This window comes from Streptomyces sp. NPDC033180 (assembly GCF_055577645.1).
The window spans coordinates 142585-168964 of the sequence record NZ_JBVIPU010000010.1; the positions used below are offsets into that span (position 1 = coordinate 142585).

The 26380-nt window shown below is 70.8% G+C and carries 23 protein-coding genes and 2 pseudogenes; 8 read left to right on the forward strand and 17 right to left on the reverse strand.

The genetic code is table 11. The features are described 5' to 3' along the window. The first annotated feature begins 83 nt into the window (after window positions 1–83). Window positions 84–2174 (forward strand): MDR family MFS transporter, encoded by a 2091-nt coding sequence (locus tag ACZ5WE_RS25575; protein WP_467692576.1) that lies wholly within the window; start codon window positions 84–86, stop codon window positions 2172–2174. Between the two features lie 34 nt (window positions 2175–2208). Here ACZ5WE_RS25575 and ACZ5WE_RS25580 read toward each other — a convergent pair whose 3' ends face one another. After that, window positions 2209–3048, reverse strand: a complete 840-nt coding sequence (locus ACZ5WE_RS25580) for an NAD(P)H-binding protein (protein WP_467692574.1) — start codon at window positions 3046–3048, stop codon at window positions 2209–2211. Window positions 3049–3156: 108 nt separating this feature from the next. Between ACZ5WE_RS25580 and ACZ5WE_RS25585 the strand changes: the two genes are divergently transcribed. Further along, a complete protein-coding gene (locus ACZ5WE_RS25585; RefSeq protein WP_467692572.1) occupies window positions 3157–3525 on the forward strand; it encodes a winged helix-turn-helix transcriptional regulator in 369 nt (122 codons plus the stop codon). Between the two features lie 51 nt (window positions 3526–3576). Here ACZ5WE_RS25585 and ACZ5WE_RS25590 read toward each other — a convergent pair whose 3' ends face one another. From ACZ5WE_RS25590 to ACZ5WE_RS25620, 7 genes are all read right to left on the reverse strand, one after another. After that, window positions 3577–4338: a cobalt-precorrin-6A reductase gene (locus tag ACZ5WE_RS25590; protein WP_467692571.1), complete on the reverse strand. Its 762-nt coding sequence runs from the start codon at window positions 4336–4338 to the stop codon at window positions 3577–3579. Window positions 4339–4381: 43 nt separating this feature from the next. Further along, on the reverse strand, window positions 4382–5134 hold the full coding sequence (locus ACZ5WE_RS25595; protein ID WP_467692570.1) for a sulfite exporter TauE/SafE family protein: 753 nt from the start codon (window positions 5132–5134) through the stop codon (window positions 4382–4384). Window positions 5135–5147: 13 nt separating this feature from the next. Continuing rightward, entirely contained in the window at window positions 5148–6665 is a 1518-nt protein-coding gene (locus ACZ5WE_RS25600; protein WP_467692569.1) for a long-chain-fatty-acid--CoA ligase, read from the reverse strand. A gap of 48 nt (window positions 6666–6713) precedes the next feature. Then, the gene (locus ACZ5WE_RS25605) at window positions 6714–7901 is read right to left on the reverse strand and encodes a thiolase family protein (protein WP_467692568.1); all 1188 of its coding nucleotides are present in this window, start codon (window positions 7899–7901) and stop codon (window positions 6714–6716) included. Window positions 7902–8183: 282 nt separating this feature from the next. Next, window positions 8184–9392: an NAD(P)/FAD-dependent oxidoreductase gene (locus ACZ5WE_RS25610; RefSeq protein WP_467692566.1), complete on the reverse strand. Its 1209-nt coding sequence runs from the start codon at window positions 9390–9392 to the stop codon at window positions 8184–8186. Further along, the gene (locus tag ACZ5WE_RS25615) at window positions 9389–10831 is read right to left on the reverse strand and encodes an FAD-dependent oxidoreductase (RefSeq protein WP_467692564.1); all 1443 of its coding nucleotides are present in this window, start codon (window positions 10829–10831) and stop codon (window positions 9389–9391) included. Before ACZ5WE_RS25615 ends, ACZ5WE_RS25610 begins: the two co-directional genes overlap by 4 nt. Then, the gene (locus ACZ5WE_RS25620; protein WP_467692562.1) at window positions 10828–12300 is read right to left on the reverse strand and encodes an FGGY family carbohydrate kinase; all 1473 of its coding nucleotides are present in this window, start codon (window positions 12298–12300) and stop codon (window positions 10828–10830) included. The genes ACZ5WE_RS25615 and ACZ5WE_RS25620 overlap by 4 nt, the downstream gene beginning before the upstream one ends. 241 nt (window positions 12301–12541) lie before the next feature. Between ACZ5WE_RS25620 and ACZ5WE_RS25625 the strand changes: the two genes are divergently transcribed. Continuing rightward, on the forward strand, window positions 12542–13534 hold the full coding sequence (locus ACZ5WE_RS25625; protein WP_467692560.1) for a hypothetical protein: 993 nt from the start codon (window positions 12542–12544) through the stop codon (window positions 13532–13534). 88 nt (window positions 13535–13622) lie between these two features. Beyond that, complete coding sequence (locus tag ACZ5WE_RS25630) at window positions 13623–15152, forward strand: amino acid permease (protein WP_467692558.1); 1530 nt, start codon at window positions 13623–13625, stop codon at window positions 15150–15152. Between the two features lie 12 nt (window positions 15153–15164). On the opposite strand, the gene ACZ5WE_RS25635 is transcribed toward ACZ5WE_RS25630, so the two are convergent. The 3 genes from ACZ5WE_RS25635 to ACZ5WE_RS25645 form a co-directional block, all read right to left on the reverse strand. Continuing rightward, window positions 15165–15719, reverse strand: coding sequence for a GNAT family N-acetyltransferase (locus tag ACZ5WE_RS25635; protein ID WP_467692557.1), 555 nt, complete (start codon window positions 15717–15719; stop codon window positions 15165–15167). A gap of 117 nt (window positions 15720–15836) precedes the next feature. Then, window positions 15837–16580 carry an SDR family oxidoreductase gene (locus tag ACZ5WE_RS25640; RefSeq protein ID WP_467692555.1) on the reverse strand — a complete coding sequence of 248 codons (744 nt, stop codon included), beginning with the start codon at window positions 16578–16580 and terminating at the stop codon, window positions 15837–15839. A 296-nt stretch (window positions 16581–16876) separates the two neighbouring features. Further along, the gene (locus tag ACZ5WE_RS25645) at window positions 16877–17035 is read right to left on the reverse strand and encodes a hypothetical protein (protein ID WP_469157300.1); all 159 of its coding nucleotides are present in this window, start codon (window positions 17033–17035) and stop codon (window positions 16877–16879) included. On the opposite strand from ACZ5WE_RS25645, the pseudogene ACZ5WE_RS25650 reads away from it, so the two are divergent. The 3 genes and pseudogenes from ACZ5WE_RS25650 to ACZ5WE_RS25660 all read left to right on the forward strand — a co-directional run. After that, a pseudogene (locus ACZ5WE_RS25650) lies at window positions 17012–17098 on the forward strand (TetR family transcriptional regulator); the annotation flags it as partial. The gene ACZ5WE_RS25645 and the pseudogene ACZ5WE_RS25650 sit on opposite strands and share 24 nt — an antisense overlap. 95 nt (window positions 17099–17193) lie before the next feature. Further along, window positions 17194–17526 (forward strand): annotated as a pseudogene (locus ACZ5WE_RS25655) (hypothetical protein); the annotation flags it as partial. A gap of 77 nt (window positions 17527–17603) precedes the next feature. Further along, window positions 17604–17891 carry a DUF4190 domain-containing protein gene (locus ACZ5WE_RS25660; protein ID WP_467692553.1) on the forward strand — a complete coding sequence of 96 codons (288 nt, stop codon included), beginning with the start codon at window positions 17604–17606 and terminating at the stop codon, window positions 17889–17891. A gap of 81 nt (window positions 17892–17972) precedes the next feature. On the opposite strand, the gene ACZ5WE_RS25665 is transcribed toward ACZ5WE_RS25660, so the two are convergent. Next, window positions 17973–19319, reverse strand: coding sequence for a radical SAM protein (locus ACZ5WE_RS25665; RefSeq protein ID WP_467692551.1), 1347 nt, complete (start codon window positions 19317–19319; stop codon window positions 17973–17975). A 181-nt stretch (window positions 19320–19500) separates the two neighbouring features. On the opposite strand from ACZ5WE_RS25665, the gene ACZ5WE_RS25670 reads away from it, so the two are divergent. Next, entirely contained in the window at window positions 19501–20880 is a 1380-nt protein-coding gene (locus tag ACZ5WE_RS25670; protein WP_467692549.1) for a CAP domain-containing protein, read from the forward strand. A 263-nt stretch (window positions 20881–21143) separates the two neighbouring features. Here ACZ5WE_RS25670 and ACZ5WE_RS25675 read toward each other — a convergent pair whose 3' ends face one another. The 5 genes from ACZ5WE_RS25675 to ACZ5WE_RS25695 form a co-directional block, all read right to left on the reverse strand. Beyond that, window positions 21144–22154: a Gfo/Idh/MocA family protein gene (locus ACZ5WE_RS25675; RefSeq protein ID WP_467692548.1), complete on the reverse strand. Its 1011-nt coding sequence runs from the start codon at window positions 22152–22154 to the stop codon at window positions 21144–21146. Then, entirely contained in the window at window positions 22151–23200 is a 1050-nt protein-coding gene (locus ACZ5WE_RS25680) for a Gfo/Idh/MocA family protein (RefSeq protein ID WP_467692546.1), read from the reverse strand. Before ACZ5WE_RS25680 ends, ACZ5WE_RS25675 begins: the two co-directional genes overlap by 4 nt. Window positions 23201–23261: 61 nt before the next feature. Beyond that, window positions 23262–24128, reverse strand: coding sequence for a carbohydrate ABC transporter permease (locus ACZ5WE_RS25685; RefSeq protein WP_467692544.1), 867 nt, complete (start codon window positions 24126–24128; stop codon window positions 23262–23264). Then, window positions 24121–25068, reverse strand: coding sequence for a carbohydrate ABC transporter permease (locus ACZ5WE_RS25690; RefSeq protein ID WP_467692542.1), 948 nt, complete (start codon window positions 25066–25068; stop codon window positions 24121–24123). The genes ACZ5WE_RS25685 and ACZ5WE_RS25690 overlap by 8 nt, the downstream gene beginning before the upstream one ends. Further along, window positions 25065–26321, reverse strand: coding sequence for an ABC transporter substrate-binding protein (locus ACZ5WE_RS25695; protein WP_467692541.1), 1257 nt, complete (start codon window positions 26319–26321; stop codon window positions 25065–25067). Before ACZ5WE_RS25695 ends, ACZ5WE_RS25690 begins: the two co-directional genes overlap by 4 nt. Window positions 26322–26380: the final 59 nt, after the last annotated feature.

Genomic DNA, 26380 nt, shown 5'->3' on the forward strand with positions numbered 1-26380 from the left:
GGCGCGCGGACCGCCGAGGCCGCCGTCACCGGACCGGACCGGCCCCGCATGCACAGGCCCGGGCCCGGTGTGAGGGTGACGGTGTGACCACCACCGCCGAGCCCGCCGCCGAGGCCTCTGCCCAGGGGCCGCCCGTTCTGGACAAGCGCCGCCGCAACATCGTCTTCGTGACGATCATGCTGGGGATGCTGCTCGCCGCACTCGACCAGACCATCGTGGGCACCGCGCTGCCCACGATCGTGGCGGATCTGGGCGGCGCCGAGCACATGTCGTGGGTCGTGACGTCGTATCTGCTCGCCGAGACGGTCGCCACGGTCCTGGTCGGCAAGTTCGGTGACCTGTTCGGTCGGAAGATCGTCTTCCAGGTCTCGGCGATCGTCTTCATCACCGGCTCGTTCCTCTGCGGCCTCTCGACGAACATGACGTTGCTCATCGCCTGGCGCGCGCTGCAGGGCATTGGCGCGGGCGGTCTCATGGTGACCTCCATGGCGTTGATCGCCGACGTCATCCCGCTGCGGGAGCGCGGTAAGTACCAGGGTGCGATCGGCGCCGTCTTCGGGGTTTCCACCGTCATCGGACCGCTGCTCGGCGGTCTCTTCACCGACCATCTGACCTGGCGCTGGGCCTTCTACGTCAACGTGCCCATCGCGATCGTCGTGGTGATCGCCGCGGCGCGGAACATCCCCGTCGTGAAGTCCGCGGTGCGTCCCGTCATCGACTATCTCGGCATCGCGTTCGTCGCGATCGGTGCCAGCGCGCTGATCCTGGCGACGAGTTGGGGCGGCAACCAGTACGCGTGGGGGTCGGGCACGATCATCGCGCTGTTCGTGGGCGGCGCGATCGCGCTCGCGTTGTTCTGTGTGGTCGAGACGCGGGCCGCCGAGCCGATGCTGCCGATGCGGCTCTTCGCCAATCCCGTCTTCACGGTCTGCTCGATCCTCAGCTTCATCGTCGGCTTCGCGATGCTGGGCGCGATGACCTTCCTGCCGACCTATCTGCAGTATGTGGACGGGGACTCGGCCACCATCTCGGGTGTGCGGACGCTGCCCATGGTGATCGGGCTGCTCATCGCGTCGATCTTCAGCGGCAACGTGGTCAGCAAGACCGGGACCTATCGGATCTTTCCCATCATTGGTGCCCTGGTGATGGCTCTCGGGCTCTATCTGCTCTCTCTCATGGGCAGCGAGACCAGCACCTGGCTCGAGTCCTTGTACATGTTCGTCCTCGGTACCGGTATCGGGCTCTGCATGCAGGTCCTGACCATCGCCGTGCAGAACACCGTCGTCTACTCGGACCTGGGCACGGCGACCTCCGGGGTCACCTTCTTCCGTACGCTCGGCAGCTCCTTCGGCACCGCCGTCTTCGGGACGATTTACGCGAACACGCTGAAACCGAATCTGGAGGACGGGGTCGCCGCTGCGAGCCAGGCAGGGTCGGCCGATCCCGCCGTGGTGGCCAAGGCCGCGCAGAGTCCGCAGGGGCTGCACGATCTTCCCGCGGAAGCGGCCGCGCCCATCATCAAGGCGTACGCCGACACGCTGCACACCGTGTTCCTGTGGACGGTGCCCGTGGCGCTGCTCGGGTTCCTGGTGGCCCTCTTCCTCAAGCAGGTGCAGCTGCGGGACAGCGCGCGGATGAGCTCCTCGGACATGGGCGAGGGCTTCGCTTCGCCCACGTCGAGCGGCAGCTCGGACCGGGTGCTCGAGCTGACGGTCGGCAACATCATCCGCAGTACCGGCATGGACACCGCTCGTCGTGTCATCCGCGAGTCCGACACCCGGCTCGACATCGCCGGCGCCTGGGCCGTCATGCAGGTCACGCTCTTCGACCGGATGGTCGGTCACTCGAATCTGAGCCTGATCGCCGCCCGGCGTCAGCTGCCCGCCGAAGTCCTGGTGCCGGTCTTCGACCGCATGGTCGAGGAAGGCTTCCTGACCCGCTCCGGAATGCTCTTCTCGCACACCCCCGCCGGCGAACGCGAGGCCGACGTGATCGGCAGGGCGTGGGCCAAGTGGCTGGGCGAGCAGGTGGAGAAGGACAGTGGCCGCCCCGCTGACCAGGACCTCGTCAAGGCGGTCGACGCGATCGCGAAGCGGCTGCTCGTGGAGGACCTGGAGCACGGCCTGGCCCCCGAGGCGAGGCAGCCGGTCCCGGTGTCGTCAGGCAAGGCCTGACGACACCGGGCGCCCCGTCCGAAGTCCTCCTGTCTCAGCGGAATGCGGCGACATTCCGGGTGAGCCAGCCGTCGAAGGAGCGCGGGGCGCGGCCCAGGACCCGTTCCACGTCCGGGCTGATCCGCAGTTCGGCCGGGTTCGGGGCGCCGATGATGTCCAGGGTGTCGTCGACGAGTTCCGCCGGCGCGAATCGGGTCATCGCGGCCTTCGCCTCGTCGCGGGTGAGTTCGTGGAACCGCACCGGCGAGCCGAGCGCGGCGGCGATCGCCTCCGCCTGTTGACGCGGCGTGATCACCTCCGGCCCGGTCAGTTCGTACACCCCGCCGGTGTGCCGTTCATCCAGCAGGCAGGCCGCCGCGACCTCACCGATGTCGGCCGGGTCGATGACCGGCACCCCTACGTCACCGAAGGGTGCGGCGACCGTCCTTTGCGTACGGACGGACTCGGCCCAGGCCATGGCGTTGGAGGCGAAGCCGCCCGGGCGCAGGATGGCCCAGTCGAGGCCGGACTCCCGCAACGCGTCCTCCACCGTGCGCATCGCGATCCGCGACGGGCCGAGCGGCCTGGTCGCCACGCCCTGCGAGGACAGCAGGACGACCCGGCGCACCCCGCCGGCCACGGCCAGGTCGATGAGGTCGGCCGGCCTGGCTTCGGGGGCGTGCAGGTCGCCGGAGAGCAGCAGGAACAGCGTCTTCGCCCCGTCCAACGCGGGGGCGAGGGAGGCCGGTTCGGCCAAGTCGGCCGCCACATGGCGGACCCCGTCCGGCACCGCCGCCGCGCGCCGCGACACCGCCGTCACCTGCTCACCCGCCTCGGCCAGGGCCTGCGTCAAAGGCTGTCCCACATTCCCGGTAGCCCCGGTCACTACGATCATGTTCAGCTCCTAGTCCTTTGTGCACTGCGGAAGTTGTGCACTGCGGAAGTTGACGTTAGGAACCAGACTTACTTTCCGTAAGGACGTACCCGGAGGTAAGCTCCGGACATGAGAGAAGGCGCGCAGCTGACGCAGGCCGAGCCGGCCAAGCGGTATGACGTGTTTCACACCGACTGCCCCGCGCGCGACGTGGTCGACCACGTGACCAGCAGATGGGGCATCTGGGTGCTGATCTCCTTGCGGAGCAACGACCTTCGGTTCTACGAGCTGCGCGACAGCATCCACGGCATCAGCGAGAAGATGCTCTCCCAGACCCTGCGCGCGCTGGTCCAGGACGGCCTGGTCCGGCGGGAGGTCGAGCCGACGACGCCGCCCCAAGTCACCTACGGGCTGACTGAGTTCGGTCAGGCCGTCGGCGAGCCACTGAGGGACTTGTTCAACCGGATCACGCAGTGGTTGCCGCCGCGCGACGCGTGACAGTCCGGTGCGGTCGGCCGACGGGCCGGTGAACCGCCCCACGGACTCAGGTCACTTGACCGAGGCCACGCCCAGGAAGGACAGCACGCTCTTCTCGTCCGGCAGCACCGTCGCACCCTCCGGTGGCCGCGGGCGTCGCACGATCACCACAGGAACCGACAGCGCCCGGGCAGCGGTGAGTTTGGCCGCTGTGGCCGCGCCCCCGCTGTCCTTGGTCACCAGGACGTCGATGCGATGCGCGCGCAGCAGGGCCGTCTCGCCCTCGACGGTGTAGGGCCCGCGGTCGAGGAGCACCTCGGTGTGGCGGGGCAGGGGCGGCTCCGGCGGCTCCACGGAGCGTACGAGGAAGTGGAGTTCCGCCAGGCCCGGGACCGCGTGTGCGTCCGCGAAGGTGGCGAGGCCGAGACGGCCCGTGGTCAGGAACACACGGCGCCCGAGCCCGGGAAGCAGCGCCGCCGCGTCGCCGAGCGCGGCTGCGTCGCGCCAGCGGTCGCCCCGCTGTGGCAGCCAGCCCGGCCTGCGCAGCATGACGGACGGTACGCCGGTGGCCGCCGCCGCCAGGGCCGCGTGCTCGCTGATGGTGGCGGCGAAGGGGTGGGTGGCGTCCACGACCGCGTCCACCTCCTGGTCGCGCAGCCAGGCGACCAGGCCGTCCACGCCGCCGAATCCCCCGACGCGTACGTCTCCTTCGAGCGCGGCCGGGCGGGCGACGCGCCCCGCGAGGGACGTGGTCACCCGGACGCCAGGACGGGCGGCGAGGTCGGCGGCGAGCCGGCGGGCTTCGGTGGTTCCGCCGAGGAGGAGCACATGCATGGCCCTGAGGCTACGCGGCGTGGCGCGGCCGGGTTCGAGCAGTTCAGCGCAGCAGCAGCTGGAGGCCGCCGAGCACCGTGGCCCCGATCACCAGCCGCTCGAAGAGACGCTGGTTGATCCGGTGCACGGCCGCCCTGCCGATGAGGGCGCCCGGGATCACGAAGAGCACGAGTGCCGCGTCGAGCAGCAGCGAGTGCGCGTCGATCAGGCCGAGGCCCACGCTGAACGGCACTTTCGAGGTGTTGACGATGAGGAAGAACCACGCCGACGTCCCCAGGAAGCCGAGCTTCCGGAAGCCCGCGGAGAGGAGATACATCGACATGACGGGGCCGCCCGCGTTGGCGACCATGGTGGTGAAGCCGCCGAGCACGCCGTAGGAGGGGGCCTTGAGCCGGGAGCCGCGCGAGGGTTTCGCCTCGTCGTCCGCACCGGCAGGGGCCCTGCGCCGCCACAGCGTGACCGCCGCCATCATCAGCAGGATCGCCCCGATCGACGTACGGACGGCGGCGTCGTCGGCCCACATCAGGAAGAGCGTGCCGACGACCACGCCACCGGCGACGGCGGGGAACAGCCGCCACAGGGTGGGCCAGTGGGCATGTCTGCGGTAGGTCAGGACGGCCAGGACGTCGCCCGCGATCAGGATGGGCAGCAGGACACCGGTCGACTCCCGGGCGGGCAGGACCGCGGCGAAGACCGCCAGGCTGACCGTGTTGGCCCCGCTGACGGCGGTCTTCGAGAAGCCGACGAGCACCGCGGCCGCGGCGAGCGCGGCGAATCCCCAGAGAGACACGTCCATACCGGGATGAGGCCTACGCCCCGCTGTACGTGACGCGCAGCTCCCGCTTGAGGACCTTCATGCTGGGGCCGAGCGGCAGTTCGCCGGTGAACTCGACGCGGCGCGGGTACTTGTGGCGGCCCAGGTGCTCCTTGGACCACTCGGTGATCTGTCCGGCGTCGGGCGCGGAGCCGGGCGCCGCGACGACGACGGCGCAGATCTCCTCGCCGTGCACGTCGTCGGGCAGCCCGATCACGGCGACGTGCGCGATGTCCGGGTGGCGCATGAGCACCTCCTCGACCTCGCGCGGGTAGACGTTGAAACCGCCGCGGATGATGACGTCCTTCTTGCGGTCGACGATGGCCAGGAACCCGTCGGCGTCCTTGGTCCCGAGGTCTCCGGTGCGGAACCAGCCGTCGACGACGGCCTCGGCGGTCGCCTCCGGGCGCCCCAGGTAGCCGGAGAAGACGTTGTGGCCGCGGACCACGACCTCGCCGAGCTCCCCCGTCGGCAGCAGCTCGATCCGTCCCTCGACGTCGGCGCGGGCGATCTCCACGTCGACGCCCCACAGCGGGTGGCCGATGCTGCCCGCCCTGGTGCCGAAGACGGGCTGGTTCACGGAGGCGGTGGGCGAGGTCTCGGAGAGCCCGTACCCCTCGTAGACCGGTACGCCGAAGGCCTCCTCGAAGCGTTCCAGTACGGCGACGGGCAGCGAGGCGCCGCCGGAGATCGCGAGCCGCAGCTCGGGAAGCTCGGTCGCCGTGGCCGCGGCGGCCACGAGGTTCACGTACATCGTCGGCACCCCGTGGAAGGTGTTGACGCCCTCCGCCGCCATCAGTTCGATGGCCCGCGCGGCGTCGAAGCGCGGCAGCAGGACGAGCGTGGCGCCCGCGCGCCAGGTCGCGTTCATCGAGACGGTCTGGCCGAACGCGTGGAAGAGGGGGAGCGCGCCGAGCGCGATGTCGTCCTGGCGCACGTCATGGGCGTCGAAGGCGCAGACGGTCGCGTTCATGACGAGGTTGAGGTGGCTGAGCACGGCGCCCTTGGGGACGCCGGTGGTGCCGCTGGTGTAGAAGACGACGGCGGGGTCGTCGGCGTCGCGCGAGACGTAGCTCGGGAGCGGCTCGGCCGCGCCCGCCAGGGTTTCCAGCTCGCCGTCCCCGCCGAGCGTCAGCAGCCGTACGCCGGTGGCGGCGGCAGCGGCCTTGCCCGTCCCGGCCTGCGCGGGGTGGCACAGCAGCAGGGTGGCGCCGCTGTCCCGCACGACGTGCTCGACCTCCTCCGCGGAGAGCAGCAGGTGCACGGGGACGACCACGCCGCCCGCGGCGAGGATCGCGTAATAGGCGCGCGGGAACTCGGCGGTGTTGGGCGCCATCAGAGCCACCCGGTCCCCCGGCCGCACTCCCAGCCCCACGAGCGCGGCGGCCTGCGCGCGGGCCTGCTCCCACAACTCGCCGAAGGTGAGCCGTAGTTCGCCCTCGACAAGGGCGGTGCGTTCGGGCCGGCGACGGGCGGGCTCGGCGAGGATCGCGGCGAGGGACAGCGTGGCCATGGGTGGTGCTCCGTTTCCTTGCGTTCCGTGCGGCCTTGCGGGAGGGGGTCAGCCGCGCTCGACGAGCAGCGCGCTGCCCTGGCCGACGCCCACGCACATCGTTGCGAGGCCGCGGGCGCCGCCGGTGCGGCGCATGCGGTGCAGCAGCGTGGTCAGAATGCGCGCGCCGGAGCAGCCGAGAGGGTGCCCGATGGCGATGGCGCCGCCGGTGGGGTTCACCAGCTCCGGGTCGATGCCCAACGCGTCGACGCAGGCGAGGGCCTGGGCCGCGAACGCCTCGTTGAACTCGGCCTCCTGAAGATCGCCGATCGACCAGCCGACGCGGGTGAGCGCCTTGTGGGTGGCGGGGACGGGCCCGATGCCCATGACGTCCGGATGTACACCGGCGGAGGCGCCCGCGACGTACCGGCCGAGGGATTCGAGCCCGAGCTCGTTCAGGGCTTCCTCGCTGACCAGGAGGAGTCCGGCCGCGCCGTCGTTCATCGGCGACGCGTTGCCCGCGGTGACGGTGCCGCCCTTGCGGAAGACGGGACGCAGGCCGCTGAGCTTCTCGTACGAGGTGTCCTCACGGACGCATTCGTCGAGGTCGACGAGGGTGCCGTCGGGCAGGGTGACGGGAAGGATCTCGTCGTCGAAGTGGCCCATCTTGCGGGCCTCGGTGGCACGTTGGTGGCTGCGCAGGGCGAAGGCGTCCTGGCGCTCGCGGGAGATGTTGTGGCGCTCGGCGACTTCCTCGGCGGTCTCTCCCATCGCGAGGACGCCGTGCAGGTCCTTCATGGCGGGGTTGACGAGGCGCCACCCGAGCCGGGTGTCGGCGGTCTCCATCTTGTGCGGCAGCGCTTCGTCGGGGCGGGGCAGGACGAAGGGGGCGCGGCTCATCGACTCGGAACCGCCCGCGAGCACGACGTCGGCCTCGCCGGAGGCGATGGTGCGGGCGGCGGCGGTGACGGCTTCCATGCCGGAGGCGCAGAGGCGGTTCACGGTGGCGCCGGGCACGGATTCCGGGAGGCCGGCGAGGAGGGCGGCCATGCGGGCGACGTTGCGGTTGTCCTCGCCCGCCTGGTTGGCGGCGCCCCAGTAGATGTCGTCGATCCGGGCGGGGTCCAGCTCGGGTGTGCCCGCGAGGAGGCCGCGTACGACGGTGGCGGCGAGGTCGTCCGGGCGTACGGAGGAGAGGGTGCCGCGGAGCTTGCCGATGGGGGTGCGGCGGGCTGCGGCGAAGTGGACTGGGCGCACGATACGGCTCCGGATCGTTTGCGGTAAATTAGCGCTGCTAGTTTTTTAGTCTACGGGGAGGTTCCGCTGGGCGGAAGAGCGGTTTTCCTTCCCCAACCCCGCCCCTGCCCGAAAACCCGCTCCGGCGCGGGGGCCTTGCGTGCCGTCATCACCGGCTCCGCCGAGTTCGTCCTCAAACGCCGGACAGGCTGAGATTTCCCGCCGGTCCGGCCATGCCTTTCAGGTTCGGGAAGGGGCGGGGTCGGGGTTCGGGAAGGGGCGGGGTCGGGGACTGGAAAAGCCCTAGCCGACCGCCACCCGCACCGGCCCCCCACCCGCGTCCACCCTCCCGACCCAGCTCCCCGAGATATACAACCCCCGGTTGGGCAGAACCCTCCGCCACACCCGCTCCCGGTACAGACACCGCCCGTCCTGCGTGACCGCCAGGACGGGGCACACCAAGGACTCCGCCGTCCGCAGGACGAACCGACCCCCCTGAGCACCCGGCACGAGCCGGTTCGGAGCCACCCACCGCAGGGGGGCATCCGCCACCACCGACACCGCGCCGCGCGGCCACCCCGCACCCGCAAGATGCCCCCGCACAGCGCCGGCGACCCCTACCCCCTCCCCCGCCGCCACCCGCGCCGGCTCCACCGCATGCACCCCGCTGCCCACCGCGAAGACGCCCGGGGACGCCGTGCGGAACGACGAGTCCACCGCTGGGCCCCTCGTCCCGGCGTCGAGGAGCACACCGCCGCGCCGAGCCAGCTCGTGGTCAGGAATGAAGTCCCCGGTGAACACCACCGTGTCGCAGGCCAGCACACGCTCCCGGCCGTCGTGCCGCCGCAGCCGCACCCCCGACAGCCGTTCGCGCCCCTGGAGTTCGGCTACCACCGCCCCGGTGAGGAGCGGCACCCGAGCCGCGGCGGCCCGCGCCAAGCCCACCTGGGCCCGCGTCTCCTCCGTGACGAGCGCGGCGACCTCCACGCCCGCGCCCCGCAGCGCGGACAGCGCCGCGAAGCTCACCGGCTCCGCCCCCACGACGACCGCCCGTGTCCCGATCTCCTGCTGGTGGACATGGACCGCCTGCTGCAACTCCCCCGTGGTGAACACCCCTGCGGGGCGCGACCCCGGCACGAGCCGCGCCGTCCGAGGCCGTTCCCGCGCGCCCGTGGCCAGGACCACCGCACGCGCGGTGATCCGCTCCAGGCCGTGCGGCCCCGTCGTGTCCACGGTCAGCGGCCCTGCCAAGTCGGTGGCGCTCACCCCGGTCCGCACGGCCGCTCCGGCGCCGAGCGCGGCCTCGACGAGGGTCTCCGCGTACTGCGGCCCCGTCACTCCCCAGCGCCCGAAGCCTCCGTGGTGGCAGTGGCGCGGCACCCCGCCGGCCCGCGCCTCCCGTTCCAGGACTTCCACCGTGCCCGCGCCCGAAGCGGCGAGGCTCGCTGCGGCGGCGAGTCCGGCCGGCCCCGCGCCGACCACGAGTACGTCCACATTCCGCTGCCGCCTCATCGTGCCGCCCCCGACTCGTCCCAGCCGTCGAAGAGTTCGCGCACCGCCGCTCCGCAGTAGAACCCCTGGCAGCGCCCGCCGCGCGCCCGCGTCCGCCGCCGCAGGCCGTCCAGTGATCCGGGCGGCACCGTGCTGATGAGGGCGTCCCTGATCTCCCCGCGGGTCACGCGCTCGCAGTGGCAGACGATGCTGCCGTACGCGGGGTCGATCGCGATGAGATCGGCGCGCTGGTAGGGGCGCGGGAACGCCTCTCCGAGGTTCGGCATGCGCACCGGGTCCAGGTTTCCGGCCACCGTCAGGTCGAGGTCGGGGCCCGCGGCCTCGGCGAGCAGGCCGACGACGTACTCCGCGATCGCCATCGATGCGGTGAGGCCCGTGGACCGGATGCCTCCGACGGTGATGCACCGCTCCCGCGGTGAACTGTGGATCTGGTAGTCGTCGTGCTCCGTGGCCGCGCGCAGCCCGGCGTAGACGGCGGTGACCTCCTCGTCCAGCAACGCGGGCAGGATGCGCCGGCCCTTGGCGCGCAACCCGGCGAGACCGTCCTCGGTCGTGACCGTCGCCCTCTTGTCGTCCAACTCCTCTGCGGTGGGGCCGAGAAGGACGTTTCCGTACACGGTCGGCGCTACAAGGACGCCCTTGCCGAGCGCCGTCGGTACGGGCAGAAGGATGTGACTGACCAGGTCACGGGCGAGCTTGTCGAAGACAATGAGCTGGCCGCGGCGTGGGGTCACCGTGAACTCGCCGCGGCCGAGCAGCCGCCGGTCGAGCGCGTCGGCGTGCAGACCCGCGGCGTTGATGAGGTAGCGGGTGCGGACCACACCACGGGTCGTGGTCAGTTCATGGCATGCGGAGCCCCCGCACGAGGACGAACCCACCTTTCCCACCTCGCAGTTGAGGTGCAGATCGACACCCCCGCGGACGGCCTGGGTGGCGTACGCGAGTGTCGTCGTCCAGGGGCAGATGATGGACTCGCCCGGGACGTCGAGGGCGCCCAGCGCGCCCTCGCCCAGGTGCGGTTCGCGGGCCCGTACCTCGTCGGCACCGATGATGCGGGCTTCGTCGTGGCCGTTGCGTTCCGCCTTCTTCAACAGTCCGGGCAGCGCGGCCAGTTGTTCCTCTTCCCAGGCGACGAGGAGCGCACCGACCGGTTCGACGGGGATGCCCGACTCGGCGGCGTACGCGGCGAGCAGACGACTGCCCTCGCGTACGAGGCGGGCCTCCAGGGAACCCGGCACGGCGTCGAAACCGGTGTGCAGGATCGCGGTGTTGGCCTTCGACGTGCCGTCACCCACGTCACCGGAGGCTTCCACCAGGGCGACGCGCAGCCGGTGGTGTCCGGCCAGTTCCCGGGCGATGGCCGAGCCGACCACCCCGGCGCCGACGACGGTCACGTCGTAGGGCTCGGTCGGCAGCGGGCCCTTGGTGGTGACGCTCATGACGACGGGGCCGGCGCGCGGTCGAGGAGGGCGTCGACCGCCGTGCGGAAGCCCCCGAGGCGCTCGGCGGCCTGCGTGGCGTCGATCTTCGGCTCGTACACGGTGGTGGGCCGCCACCGGGGGACGGCGTCCCGCACCGTGAGCTTCGGGTCGAGGCCCATGCGGGCGACGGCGCCCACCCCGAGGGCGGTCACATCGGGCAACGTCGATACCTCTACCGGGAGTTGGAGCAGATCGGCCTGGGTCTGCATCAGGAGGGCCGAGCGGGTCAGGCCGCCGTCGACGCGCAGGCTCGTCAGGGGCTCGCCCAGGTCGGTGGCCACGGCGTCGGCGAGGGAGACCACCTGCGCGGCGACTCCCTCGCACAGGGCGCGGACCAGATGGCCTGGAGCCGTGTCGAGGCCGAGTCCGGTGATCGAGCCGCGCAGGTCACCGCGCCACCAGGGCGCCGCGAGCCCGGCGAGGGCGGGCACGAACGTGACGCCGCCAGCGTCCGCCACCGAGGAGCCCACCGGGTCGAGGTCCGCCGCTCCTTCGATCACGCCGAGGTCCGTGAGCCAGCGGACGGCGGACGCGGCCGTGTAGACCTGCCCGTCGAGGCAGTAGCTGCTCTGGCCCGCCAGCCGCCAGGCGACGCAGCTGACCAGGCCGGAATCGCCGCGCCGCGGGCGGGAGCCCGTCTGGGCGAGCAGGAACGCGCCGGTGCCGTAGGTGCACTTGGCGGTGCCCGGCTCGGTGACGTCCTGGGCGAGCAGCGCGGCCTGCTGGTCGACGAGGAGGCCGGTCAGCGGGAGTTCGGGTCCGAAGGCCTTCGTGGTGCCGAACCGGCCCGCCGCGTCGACGACCCGGGGCAGCCGCTCGTCGGCGAGACCGAAGACGTCCAGGGCGCGCGGCGACCACGTGACGTCGTCCAGGTCGAGGAGCTGGGTGCGTCCGGCGGTGGCCGCGTCGGTGACGAACTCGCCGGTGAGCCGGTGGATCAGCCAGGCGTCGCTGGTGGTGACGACGCCTTCCCGGGTGAGGCGGCGGCGTATCCACGCCATCTTGGGCGCCGCGAAGTAGGGGTCGAGGGGGAGCCCGGTCAGCTGCTTCAACTCTTCGGCATGTGGGGCGAGTTCCGCGCACAGCGGCTCCGCGCGCCGGTCCTGCCACACGATCGCCTCGGTCAGCGGGCGACCCCATGCGGGGTCCCAGGCGAGCACCGTCTCACCCTGGTTGGCGAGACCGACCGCGGCGACCGGCTCCCCCGCGCCCGCCAGGGCTCGGCGTCCCGCGTCGACGACCGAGGCGAGCAGCGCCGCCGGATCGACCTCCACCCGACCCCCGGAGAGGTGGCGCGGACGTACGGGCGCGGCTCCTGAACCGATCACCCCGCGCTCGGGACACAGGACGAGAGCCTTCGTGCCGGACGTGCCCTGGTCGATGGCGAGGACAGCCTCGCCGCGCGGTCCTCCGCCGTCGGTGATCACCGCGGAAGCCTGCTACAGCGCCCAGGAGGGCGTCAAGGGCCCCCTTCAGGGCCGACGCCGCCCTGGTCTTTTCTCATATTGCCAACCGGCACGCCGAGTTGAGCACAAGTCGGTCCCAAAAGATCCACGAACCGCCCTGTGAACGGAAGTTACAGATCTACACTGACCGCCGAACAACATCACTACGCCCCAGGCCAGTTCACGACCCCTGCCCACCACCCTCCTCCCCCACAGAGGATTCATGCCCACTCCGTCAGGCCGCCCCGTGTACCACCCGGCGGGCCACGACGAACAGTTGCGCGCCGTGCTCCAGGACCTCAAGACGGGTCGCTGGGTGTCGACGCGCAACCTGCTCGACTCGACACCCGACTGGGGACTGTGGACGCAACGCACGCAGATCCTGGCCGCCGCCGTCGCCGGTTCCGATGTGGTCAGGACCTGGCAGGCCGAGGAACCGCACAGCGCCGCGGCAGCCGTTCTGCACACCCGGGTCCTCGTCGAGCGGACCCTGCGCGCCCATCGCGGCGGACACCGTCACACCAACGAACTGTGGCGCGAGGCGGCAGCGGCGTGCGGGGCCACGATCGACGCCTCGCCCGAGGACCCCGTGCCGTGGGTCTGCCTGCTCGCCCTCGCGCAGCTCGACAAGGGTCAGCGGTGGGACGAGCACCGGGTGCCGGCCCCCGAGCCGATGCTGTTCCCCGGCCCCTGGCATCTGCTCGCCGAGGCCGACAAGCGCGATCCGGGCAACCGCGAGGCCTACCACCGGATGCTGCAGTTCGCGTACGCCCGCCGCCCCACAGGCCCGCTCACCGAAGCGGTCAACTTCGCCCACTGGGCGTCGGGTTCGGCGCCCGCGGGCTCGGCACTGCACGTACTGCCCCTGTATGTGCGCGTCGAGCGGTACCGCAAGGACGGCGGTGCCGAGCACGCCCTGGATCTGCACTGGATCGGCGAGGACGCGACCCGCTCCGCCCTGCGCGCGCTACGGCTGTGGTTCGATCACGCGCTGCCCGCGGCCACCTCGCTCCTCGACCTCAGCCACCTGGCCCACGCGTTGTGGGGCGCGCATCAATTCCAGGACGCGGCAAGGGTGTTCGAGGCGCTCGACCCCTTCTACACCGTCGCGCCGTGGACGTACCGCACGCGGTCGCCCGGTGACACCGACGCGGCGGCCGAGGCCTTCACGCAGGCACGTACGCGCTGTCTGAGCGCCGTACGAGAGCCGGACTGAGGCACCCGGCTCCGTCCCGGATCAGCACGAGGTCTCCCGCACCACCCGCTCTCCCCCTCATCCCCCGCTCCCCGACGGAGGTACACCCGTGTCCCGCACCACCTGGTCGAGTCCCGCCTCGACCGAGGCCCCGCTGCCCGACGAGGAACAAAGGCTCAGGGAGCTCGGCTACCAGCCGGTCCTGGCACGCCGGATGGGCGGGTTCGGCAACTTCGCCATCAGCTTCTCCGTCATCTCCATCCTCTCCGGCTGCATGACCCTCTACGGCTTCGGACTCGGCACCGGCGGCCCGGCCGTGATGCTCTGGGGCTGGGCGGGCGTCGGCCTCTTCGTGCTCTTCGTGGGCATGGCCCTCGCGGAGGTCACCAGCGCGTACCCGACGTCGGGAGCCCTCTACTACATGGCCGACCGGCTCGGCGGGCGGCGCTGGGGCTGGTACACGGGCTGGTTGAACCTGCTCGGCCTGCTCGGCGCGATCGCGGGCATCGACTACGGCGCGGCGCTCTTCTCCGGGGCGTTCCTGAACCTGAAGTTCGGCTTCACGCCGACGCCGGAGAAGACCTTCCTGATCTTCCTGTGCATCCTGCTCCTGCACGCCGTCCTGAACCTCTTCAACGTACGCCTGGTCAGTCTGCTCAACTCGATCAGCGTGTGGTGGCACGTGGCCGGAGTCGCCGTGATCGTGGGCGTCCTCGCCATCGTGCCGGACCACCACCAGTCGCCCGGATTCGTCTTCGGTGAGTTCGTCAACGACACCGGGTGGGACAACCCGCTCTACGTCACGGCGATCGGTCTGCTCCTCGCGCAGTACACCTTCTGCGGGTACGACGCGTCGGCTCACCTCTCGGAGGAGACCTCCAACGCCTCGGTGACCGCCGCACGGGGCATCGTGCGTGCCATATGGGCGTCATGGATAGCCGGTTTCATCCTGCTGGCCGGGCTGACCTTCGCGATCCAGGACTACGCGGGCACGCAGGCCAGCGAGACCGGCGTACCGCCCGCGCAGATCATGATCGACGCACTCGGCGAGTCCGGTGCGACGGCACTGCTGCTCATCGTGATCGTGGCGCAGCTGTTCTGCGGCAACGCCGAGACGGCGGCGGCCAGCCGGATGGTGTTCGCGTTCAGCCGCGACAACGCGCTGCCCGGCTCGAAGGTGTGGCGCAAGGTCAGCTCCCGTACGCAGGTGCCGGTGCCCGCGGTGTGGCTGTCGGTCGGTCTCGCCGCGGTCATCGCCCTGCCCTCCCTGTACTCGACGACCGCGTACACGGCCGTGACCGCCATCAACGTCATCGGGATCACGCCCGCGTACGCCATCCCGATCTTCCTGCGGCTGCGGGCGGGCGACCGCTTCCAGCCGGGTCCGTGGAACCTGGGCCGCTGGAGCAAGCCGATCGGCTGGGTCGCGGTGGTCTGGGTCGGTTTCGTGACGGTCCTGTTCTGTCTGCCACAGGCCTCGCCGGTGACGGTCGACACGATGAACTACGCGTCGATCGCGCTCGTGGTGGTGCTGACTCTCGCCACGGTGTGGTGGTTCGTGGCGCGGCGCTCCTACAGCACGCCGTCGGCGTACGGGTCGGAGCGGGAGCAGGCGGAGATCGCGGAGGACATCATCTAGCTCCCTGGCCCCTTACGGGGTGCGGTCGTTGAGAATCCGCTGGAAGAGCCGGTGGTCGCGCCAGGCGCCGTTGATGTGCAGGAAATCCGGCGCGACACCGAACTCCTCGAAGCCGCTCTTGGCGAGGACCCGCTGCGAGGGCACGTTGTCGAGGAGGGTGCCCGCCTCGACGCGGTGCAGGCCGAGCTCCGTGTCGGCGGACAGGCAGGCGAACATCACCGCGGCGGTGGCCAGGCCTCGGCCGATGTGGTCCACGTCGATCCAGTAGCCGAGGTTTCCGCTGCGCAGCGGCCCGAGGACGATGTTGGACATGGTGACCGAGCCGACGATGTCCCCGTCACGGTCGAGCACCCAGGGAGCCGTCCGCCCGGCCCGGCACTCCTCCAGCTGGGCGCGGAGCCGGGCCGCCTGTGACTGCCGGGTGAAGTAGTCCTCGGGCCTGCTGGGCTCCCACGGCTCCAGGTGCGCGCGGCTGCGCGCACGGGAGCGGGCGAGCCCCTCCGCGTCCTCCAGCGTGGCGGGGCGCATGACGACGTCCGGGGTGATGCGGGTGCATTCCGTGATCATGCGCCAAGCGTAGGGACTGCGGCACACGCGCGTGCCGGTTGGTTCACACCGGCTGGCTCATGGCCGGTTGACTCATGTCCGGTTGACTCATGTCCGGTTGACTCATGCCCGGTTGGCTCACCTTCCGCCCGCCACCCGCAGGATCGTGCCGGTCGCGTAGGACGCCTCGTTCGACAGCAGCCAGGCGACCGCCGCCGCGATCTCGTCGGGGTGGCCCGAGCGCCCCAGCGGGATGCCCGCGGCGAGCTTCGCCGGGCGCTCGGGGTCCGCGTGGAACTCGGTCCAGATCACGCCGGGCGCGACCGCGTTGACGCGGATGCCGTCCGCCGCTACCTCCTTCGACAGGCCGACGGTCATCGTGTCGACGGCGCCCTTGGCGGCGGCGTAGTGGACGTACTCGCCCGGGGCGCCGAGGGTCGCAGCCGCGGAGGAGATGTTCACGATGCCGCCGCCGGAGCCGGTCCGCTTCATGTCGCGGATCGCCCGCCGGGCGCAGAGGAGGTAGCCGAGTACGTTCACGTCGAGTGCCCGGCGCATGGCGGCGGCGTCGGCCTCCGCGAGGGGGCCCACCGGGGCGCCGACTCCGGCGTTGTTCACCAGTCCCGTGACCGGGCCGAGTTCCGCGGCGGCGCTCTCGAAGAGGCGGTCGACGTCTGCCTCGTCAGCGGTGTCCATGCGGACGGTGAGGCAGCGGGTGCCCGCGCCTGCCGCGCGGACGGTCCCTGCCACCTTCTCTGCCGCCTCGGCGTCCGAGTGGTAACCGATGGCGATGTGGTGGCCGTCCGCGGCGAGGCGGGTGGAGATGGCTGCGCCGATACCGCGGCTGCCGCCGGTTACGACTGTGACGGGGTTCTGCGGCATGTTTCCTCCGGGGCGGGTTGAGCGGGGTCGCTGGTTTGATCGATCATCCCCCAACCCCGCCCCTTCCCGACTGTGACATTTGCGGCTCCGCCGCGGGCCGCTCGGCGCGGGGGCCTCGGTTGCCGTCAATCACCGGCTCCGCCGAGTTCGTCCTCAAACGCCGGACAGGCTGAGGAATCAGCCTCTCCGGCGTTCGAGGAGCGGGGTCTGGGGCGGAGCCCCTGCGCGGCGGAGCCGCCCATGGATACAGCCGGGAAGGGGCGGGGTTGGGAAGATCGCCGCCGGAGGCAAGACCCTCAGCCCCTTCGCTCCCGCACGAACTCCCGCAGCGTCCCCGGCCCCCTTCCCCCGAACCGCTCGATCGCCTCCGTCACCTGATACAGCTCGTGGTGCGAGCCGATCAGGCGGAACAGTTCCCACAGCTTGTCCAGGTGGGCGACCTCACCGCGGCGCACCGGCTCTTCGGCAGGTACGGGTACGCGACGACCTCGATCGTCGCCGTAGCGGCCGCCGCGGGCGTCACCAAGGGCGCGGCCCACCACCACTTCCAGGGTAAGGCGGACCTCTTCCACGCGGTGTTCGGCCGTGAACAGGAAGAGATCGCGTCTGCCGCCGCTTCCTGGAGCACTGCCTCGACCCCGGATTCCGGCGGATCGTCCTGCTCGACGCGCCATCTGTCCTCGGCTGGGAGACGGTCCGCGAGATCGAATACGCCCATACGCTGCGGGTGTTGACGGACGGGATGCGCATGGTCGCCACCGCGGGACACTCGGACGACGGGGGCGACGGGGGCGACGGGGGCGACGGTGACCTGGACGTACGCTGCCGGCTGATGTTCGGCGCGCTGTGCGAGGCGGGCATGCTCCTGGCCCGCTCACCCGACCCGGCCGCCGCCCTCGTCTCGGTGACGAAAGAGGCCGAACGGTTGCTTGCGGCGCTTGCCTAGCTGATTACGCGCTCAATTACTGGGCACTCGGAATCGCGTCACGTAAGGCTGAAATGCGATCTCCAAGGAGTGTGGTCATGTCGGCTTACGGTAGTTCGTCAGCGGCTTCGTCCGGCACCCGGACGAATGGTCTCGCGATAGCCGGTCTTGTCTGCGGAATCGTCGGGGTGTTCTTCCTCAACTTCGTCCTCGGGCCGCTCGCCATCATCTTCGGTGCTGTCGCCCTGCGTCAGAGGACGGTCAAGGGCAGCGCGGGAATGGCCAAGGCAGCCATCATCCTCGGCATCGTCGACGTGGTCCTTTTCATCGTGCTGATCGCCATCGCCGCCTCCTCCGGCGGATTCACCTGGTACGTCGGCGGCTGACCGAAGTCACTGAGGGCGGGCGGACGGTTTCGTCGGTGGGGAGGGAATGCGCGTGACGCGCATTCCCTCCCCACCGGCAGTTCAGTGCGCCACGCGGTCCTCGGGTGCGGCGTCCTCCGCCGCCAGGCTGTCCATGAAGGAAGAGACGGAGAAGACCGCGCGCCCCGGCCCCGCGGGGCCGTAACCGGGCGGCGACGTCAGGCCGTTGGACTCCATCGTCGCGCGGTACGCCTCCAGAAGCCGCACGTGGTACTCCAGTGGCGCCCCCTGTGGGTTCGCCTTGCCCAGGGGGGTCGTCGGCTCCGGGCACCATGTGGTGAAGCGGGGCGTGATGCCGCGCGACATGAAGTACTGCAGCCCCTCGACGGTGGAGTCGATGGCCTCGCCGACCGTCTTGAAGCCGAACGGCTCCGCCATCTCCACGCCCGCCACGAAGTTCGGGATGACGTTGCGCGGCCCGAAGACCTCGGCGGAGTCAAGGATGCGACGGTGCCACTCGTCACGGCCGACGTAGCGCTCCTTGCCGGGGCAGTAGCGCTCGAAGAGGTACGGGTCCCACACCTCGTAGTTGGGGTGGTAGATCCGCACGCCGTAGTCGTGGAAGCGCTGCACGTCCGCCTTGGGCAGTGCCTGCGCGACGACCTTGCCGATCCAGCGGCCGGGGAAGCGCTCCTCGATGGCCTTCGCGTACTGACCGTAGAAGTCGGCCTCGTCCTTGCCGCCGATCTGCGAGGTGATGGCGCCGCCGGTCAGCGTGTACGCCGTGGAGGACTTCGCGGTGTCGTACTTGTCGATGATGGCGAGGGCTTCGAGGACCTCGTCCATCGGCTTCACGCCCGTGTAGGGGCGGCCCGCCGCTTTCTGCTGGCGCCAGTTGTGGTTGATGTCGCAGTACTGGCACTCCTCCTTGGCGCCGAAGTACTGGCAGACCCGGAAGACCGTCAGGTAGATCAGGTAGCCCCACTGGATGGTGGGCGCCACCTCCATCACGGACTTGCCGTTCTCCAGCGTGTGCCGGTAGTAGTCCGGCATCGGCGGCAGGCCCACGTCGGAGATGCGTACGCCGTCCAGGTAGAGGCCGAGTACGCCGTCGTCGTCGGCGGCGACGCGGTACGGCGACGAGGGGTTCACGCGGACCGAGACGACCGTGCGGCGCAGGTCATAGGGCCCGCCGGTGAGGACGATCTCCTCGGGCGGACGGCGCAGGGCGGCGGCGCCGAGTTCGGGCAGGGTGCTGTGGTCGAAGGAGAAGATGAAGTACGACTTCGGCTTGATCTCGCCGCCCTCGTTGTCGCTGAGCGCGGACTCGTCGAACGCCATCCCGCCCCTGAGCAGGTCCTCCTTGATCACCGCCTCCCGCGGTACCTGCGGGAACCGCTCCATGAGTCCCTCGACGAGCTGGGTACGGCTCTCGCTGCGGCTTGCCATCTGCCGGGTACCTCGGATCCTGTCGGTGAATTGTGCTTTCCCGTGACCCCCACGCTAATACGCGGCTTTTCCGGCGCGGATCCGCCTCCGGTCTCAGTGGGCCTCCGCCTTGCGGCGGTACCTCCGGCGCCATGTCCCCGGGCCGGGAACCTGGCGGTGCGGGCCTCGCGTTGTTCCTTGCATGAACGAGCTGGTTGCCGGGGGGAACGTAGAGCTGCCGGACGGCGCCGTCACCCTCCGGGTGCCCGGCCCCTTCGACCTGTCCGTGATCGTCACGGGTGACAGCGGGAAGGTCGCGGGCGACGGGGACTTCGTCTTCTACAACCAGCCGGCCACGTCCGGCGCCCGGCTCCAGGGCGACACGGTCACTGTCGACGGGTGGCGCCTACGCGCCGGTGCGAGCCGCGTCACCGTGGCCGTGAGCCCCGCCGAGCCGGGCACTCCCCTGGGCCGGCTGCCCGCCATCGCGCTCCAGGTGCAGGGGCCCGGCGGCCGTCTCGTGGCGCGTTTCACACCGCCGCGCCCCGACCGCGAGACGGTGCTGCTGCTCGCGGAGATCTACCGCCGCGGCCCGGGATGGAAGCTCCGGGCACTCGGTCAGGGGTACGCGGACGGGCTCGCGGGGGTGGCACGCGACTTCGGGGTGGACGTGGCGGAGGACGGAGCCACGCAGCCGCCGGCCGCTCCGGGTCGGCTGCCGAGCGTGCCTGCTAGTGCACCCCCACGCTCCCGTCCGGCGCTCTCCCGTCCGGCGCCCTCCGGTGCGGCACCCTCCGGCGTGTCAGCCCCCGACGGGTTCCTCCCCCAGGTCAACGCCGCGCGGGCGTCGGCGGGGGCGCCTCCCGTCTCCCTCGACGCGAGGCTGACCGCCGCCGCGCACGCGCACGCGGCGGGCATGGCGGCGCGGTCCACGCTCAGCTCGGAGCACGCGGACGGCACGTCCCTCTACCAGCGGGTAGTCGCGGGCGGATACGCGTATCTGGCCATCGGCGAGCACCTGGTCTCCGGGCCGCGCACGGCCGCCGAGTTCGTGGAGTACTGCCTCTCAGGCGAGCAGTCGCGGGGAACGGTGCGGAGCCGCGCGTACACGCACGTCGGGGTGGCCCATTCCGCCGACGCGCGCTCCGGCGACATCTACTGGACGGCGCTGTGGGCCTCCCCGTTCAGCGGGCAGGGCCTCGCGGAGTGGGCATCGGCCGTGCTCCGTCTCACCAACGCCGAACGGACAGCCGCGGGTCTGCGTCCCCTCTCCCCCGATCCGCTCCTGACCGTCGCGGCGCAGGGCCACAGCGCGGACATGATCGCCCGTGCCTTCTACGCCCATACCTCGCCCGACGGCGGCGAACCCTGGCACCGCGCGTCCGCGGCGGGCAGCAGGCACCGGGCGATCGGCGAGAACATCGCCTGCGGGCAGCGCACGCCCGCCGAGGTGGTGGACGGCTGGATGAACAGCCCCGGCCACCGGGCCAACATCCTCAAGTCCGACTTCACCCATCTCGGCGTCGGCTTCGCGGGCGGCGGCTCTGCCGGGACGTACTGGACGCAGCTGTTCGGCGGCTGAGAGCTCTGCCGCCCGCCGCCCGCCGCCCGCCGGCTACCGGCCCCCCGACCACCGACCACCGCTGAGCAACCCCCGCGCCCCGGGCCGCGTCTGCCTGCAGAGCGGGCCGGCGCACGAGGTGGGGCCTTCGTGCACCGGCCCGCGTTGCCACGCAGCGGCGTCACTCACACGCAGTGGTATGACTCAGGCGGGCCCGCTCGGCCGGGCCCGCTCGGCCGGACCCGTCGGCCGGAGCCGTCGGCCGGAGCCGTCGGCCGGACCGTTCAGCTCACCGCCACCGGCACCCCGCTCCTGGCCGACGCGTAGCCGGCCGTCACGATCTTCAGCGTCCGCAGCCCGCCCTCGCCGTCGGCCACGTCCATGCCGCCCTCGCCCGGGCCGTGGAGGAAGGCCCGCAGCATGCGCTCGTCCAGATCGGCGCCGAAGGGCAGGGCGAGCCCCTGCCGGTGGCGTTCGCTGTAGCCGTGGACCGACTGGTCGAAGGCGTCCATCTCCAGGGTCGCCCGCTCGCCGACCACGGTGAGTTCGAGCCCGCCCCAGGAGTGGTGCGATCGCGGATGCGACCAGCTGCAGTCGATCGTCGCCACCGAGCCGTTGTCGTAGGTCACGGTGACCAGACCGCTGGTCTCGGCGTCGACCTCGCCCTCGTACATGCGGTTGTTCGTCTGGGCGTACACGTCGACGGGGCGCGCGTCGCCGAAGAGGTCGTCCAGGAGGTCGGCTATGTGGACCGTGTGGTCCATCAGGGCACCGCCGCCCGCGAGTTCGGGATCGGCGAACCAGCGCCGTGCGGACGGCATGGAGCCGTTGTTCGCGCCGGACACGGTCAGGACCCGGCCCGCCTCCCCCGAGGCGACGGCCGCCTTGACGGCCGCGTACGCGGGGCTGAAGCGGACGGGGAAGGCGACCGCGAGCCGTACGCCGGCCTTCCGGCACGCCGCGAGCATCGCCTCACCGTCCTCGACCGTCGTGGCCAGGGGCTTCTCGCACAGGACAGCCACGCCGCGGGACGCCGCCAGCTCCACCAGTGGGCGGTGGCGCGCGTTCTCGGAGCAGACGATCACCGCGTCCGGGCCCCAGGCGAAGGCCTCCTCGTACGTCTGCGCGTACGCGACCCCCATCTCGTCGGCGAAAGCCCGTCCCCGCACCTCACCGGGCGCGGCCGACCCGCTGTCGGGATCGCTGCCGAGCACCTCGACGCCGGGCATGCGGGCGAGGAGCCGCAGGTACCCGGCGGCGTGGAGGTGGGCGAACGACAGAACGGCGACCTTCATCGCGTGACCTCCTGGTTCTTCGTCCGGGGCTCGGTCGCCCCGCTCGTTGCGAGCTCCACCGCCCGGCCGGTACGGCTCGACTCCACCGCCGCCTCGGCGATCCGCACCGCCTCGATCCCGTCCCGCGCGCTCACCCGTGGTTCGCCGCCGCCCTCCTCCCAGGACGCCGCGAACTCCCGCAGCTCGGACAGGTAGGGGCTCTCCGTCATCGGGCTGGAGGGGATGGACTCGTTGGCCGCGCGCACCCCTTGCGCGGTGATCCGGTAGCCCGGCACCGACGTGGAGTCGTGCCGCAGCAGCCCGTCGCCGCCCGCGACGCGGAACGTCGTACGGAACTGCTGGTCCGGAAGGCCCCAGAGGCCGGTGATGTGACTGATCGCGCCGGAGGCGTGGGTGAGGACGGCGGTCGCCGAGACGACCTCGGCCCGGGCGCCGCCCGTGGCGCGCTCGACGCCCCGCGTCTGCGCGTGCACGCGGACCACGTCGCCCGCGATCCAGCGGGCGACGTCGATGTCGTGCACCATCAGGTCCATGATGACGCCGCCGGACTTGGCGGGGTCACCGAACCAGGGCGCCCACTGCGGCCGCGCCCCGCCGCGCGTGAACCGCAGCACCGCGAGGTCGCCCAACTCGCCTCGCCCGACGGCCTGTTGCATCGCCGCGTACGCCGGGAAGTACCGCACGACATGGGCGGGGTGCAGCCGGACGCCCGCCGCTTCGGCGGCTTCCGCGATCCCCTCGGCGTCGGCGGCGTTGAGCGCGAGGGGCTTCTCGCAGATGACGTGCCGGCCCGCCGCGACGGCCGCGAGGGCGAGTTCCTTGTGGGTGGGTGTGGGAGTGCAGATGTCGACGGCCGTGCAGTCGACGAGCAGTTCGGCGAGATTCGCCACCGCGGCGACCTCGCGGCCCGCGTACTCGGCGGCGAGCTTCTCCGCCGAGCCGTCGACGGTGTACACGCTGACGCGCGCACCCAGTTCCAGCCAGCCCGGGAGATGGGCGCGGGCGATACCGCCCGCCCCGATCAGGCCGATGTGAAGCGGTCGCATGAAGGGAGTCACCTTTCCTGGTTCCTGTCAGGGGCCGGCTCGGTGAAACGGGGCGTGGGGGTCAGCTCTTGGAGCCGGAGAGCGCGACGCTCTGCACGAAGTGCCGCTGCAGGAAGACGTAGACGAGGAGCATGGGGAGGCTCGCGATGAGCGAACCGGCCATCATCACGGGGTAGTTGGTCTCGAACTGGCCCTCCAGTGAGGTCAGTCCGGCACTGATGGGCATCTTCTGCGGATCGGTGTTGACGATCAGCGGCCACAGCAGGTCGTTCCACGACCACATCGCGGTGATGACGGCGAGCGCGGCGAGCGCGGGCCGCACCAGCGGCAGCATGATCGACCAGAAGATGCGGAACGCACCCGCGCCGTCGATCCGCGCGGCCTCCTCCAACTCCTTGGGGAGCGTGAGGAAGAACTGACGCAGCATGAAGGTCCCGAACGCGCTGAACATGCCCGGCAGGAACAGCGCGGGCGCCGAGTTGAGCAGGCCGAGCCGCTGGACGATGTCGTACTGCGGGAGGACGAGCAGCGAGCTCGGCACCATGAGCACGGACAGGAAGAGCGCGAACAGGACGCCCCGGCCCCGGAACTGCATGCGCGCGAAGGCGTAGGCGGCGAGCGAGCAGAACACCAGCTGCCCGACCGTGCGCCCCACTGTGTTGAACACGCTGTTGAACAGCATTTCCCGGAACGGCAGCGCGGTGAATACCTCTTCGAAGCTCGACCAGTTCCAGGTGTCGGGCAGGAAGGTCGGCGGCACCTTGGCCGTCTCGGCGAGGGACTTGGCGGCGGTGAGCAGCTGCCACAGGAAGGGGAAGACCATCACCAGGGCGCCGAGCGAGAGCGCCGCGTGGGTGGCGACCGAACCGGCTTTGAGACGACGGCGGTTGGAGGTCGGTTCACAAGGGCTCGCTGAAGACTCACGCATAGTGCACCCACCTCTTCTGCAGCCTGAACTGCACCAGCGTCAGCGCCGCGATGATCATCATGAGCAGGAAGGCGAGCGCGGCGGCGGCGCCCTGGGCGTTCTCGACGAAGGCCCATTTGTAGAAGAGGCTCACCACCGACTGGGTGTCGCCGATCGCCGGGTTCTTCTCGGCCATCATGATGTAGATCAGATCGAAGGTCTGCAGGGAGTTGATCATGCAGATGATGGACGCGAAGAAGATCGTCGGGCTGAGCAGCGGCAGCGTGATCGTGAAGAAGCGGCGCAGTGGCCCGGCGCCGTCCAGCTCGGCGGCTTCGTAGTAGTCCTGCGGGATACCCTTGATGCCCGCCATGAAGATGATCAAGTAGTAGCCGGTGGTCGACCAGACCATGACCGTGCCGATCGCGTACACGGCGGTCGAGGGGTCGGAGACCCAGTAGCGGCGGTCGGCGCCGAACCACTCGAAGACTTCGTTGATCAGTCCGTAGTCGCCGTTGTAGAGCCAGTTCCAGACGAGGCCGACGGCGACCGGCAGGGTGACGAAGGGAATGAAGTACAGCGCGCGGTAGACCGGGACGCCACGCAGTCCGCGCCGGTTGAGCAGCGCCGCGACTCCGATCGCGATCGGCAGGGCGAGCAGCCCGATGACGCAGTAGATCAGGGTGTTGCCGAGCGCCTGCCAGACGGTGACGTCCTTCAGGACGCGCACGTAGTTGTCCGTGCCCACCCAGGTGTTGCCGCCGAACGCCCCGAACTCGGTGAAGCTGTAGAAGAAGGTCTGGAGCAGCGGCCAGAAGTAGAAGACGGCGAAGCCGATGCCGAGCGGCGCGATGAAGAGGTAAGCGGCGCGCTGGTTGCGGGACTTGGGTGCGGGGACGGACGCCGGTTTGCGGCGTCCTGCCGCCTTCGCCGCCGCCGTGGAGGGAAAGACACTCATCATGCGCGCTCCTCCTTCAGGGCTCGGTCCATCTGCTCGCCCAGCGTGCGGGCGGCGCTCTCGATACCGCCCTTGCCACTGAACGCGGCGCCCAGGAGCGGGTACTGGAGGTTCTCCCAGACCGCGGTGTTCTTCGAGCTCGGGTACGGCACGGCGTACTCCAGCATCTCGATGAAGCACTTCAGGTCGAACTCGGGCATCGACTTGAGCCAGGCGTCCTGCGTCCCCTCGTACGAGGAGATGGTGACGCCCGTCGACGCCTGGATCTCGGCGGCCTTGCGGCCCGCCATGAAATGGACGAACTTCCAGGCCGCCGCCTTCTTGCGGCTCTTGGCGGAGATGACGTTGGCGAGGCCGTGGATGATCGTGGCGCGCTCCCGGCCCTTGGGCAGGACGGTGACACCGCCGTGGTCCTTGATGGCGGGGACGGCGTGCATCTGCCCGGAGAACGCGGATATCTCGTAGACCATGGCGGCCTTCTCCGACCAGAAGCGGTTGCGCGCCTTGGACTCGACCATCGCGCTCTGCGGCGGCGACCAGCCACGGTCGATCATGTCGGTCCAGTAGCGCAGGCCCTCGATGGAGCGCTCGTCGCCGAAACCGGACTTCCCGTCCTTCAGGACGTAGCCGCCGCCTCCGTGAATGGCGGGGTAGAGCTGGGCCTGGCGGTCCATCTCGGCGGCCATGCCGTGCACACGCCGGCGCGGGTCGGTGAGTTCGGCGGCGGCGTCGCGCACGTCGTCCCAGGTCCACGTCGCGTCCGGGTACTTGATGCCCGCCTTGTCGAAGAGCGCCTTGTTGTACCAGAGGCCGATGGTGTCGAAGTCCTTGGGAATGCCGTACTGCGTGCCCTGATAGGCGTAGATCTTCATGAGCGCATCGGGGTGGCGGTCCACGGGGGTCGCGTCGCTCCTGATGTGCCCGCTCAGGGGCTCCAGGACGCCACCGGCCGCGTACAGCTGGAGGTTGACCGCGTTCATCCAGAACACGTCGGGGGCCGTGCCGCCGCGCATCGCGGTCTTCAGGGTGGTCCAGTAGCTCGACCAGGGTGTGAGCTCCATGCGCACGGATATGCCGGGGTTCTCCTTCTCGAAGGCGTCGATCACCTTCTGCAGCCCGGGTACGTGGGCAACGTCCCACACCCCGTACGAGAGGGTGGTCCTGCCACCGCTCTCCTTGCTGTCGTCACTCTGGCCGGAGCAGGCGGCGAGCAGGGGCGTCGCCATCGCTCCGTACAGCAGAGTCCTCCTACGCATGAGCGCCTCCGCTTCCGGGCTGCGGTTCGTGGGGTTCTACGGCTCGTGGGGTTCTACGG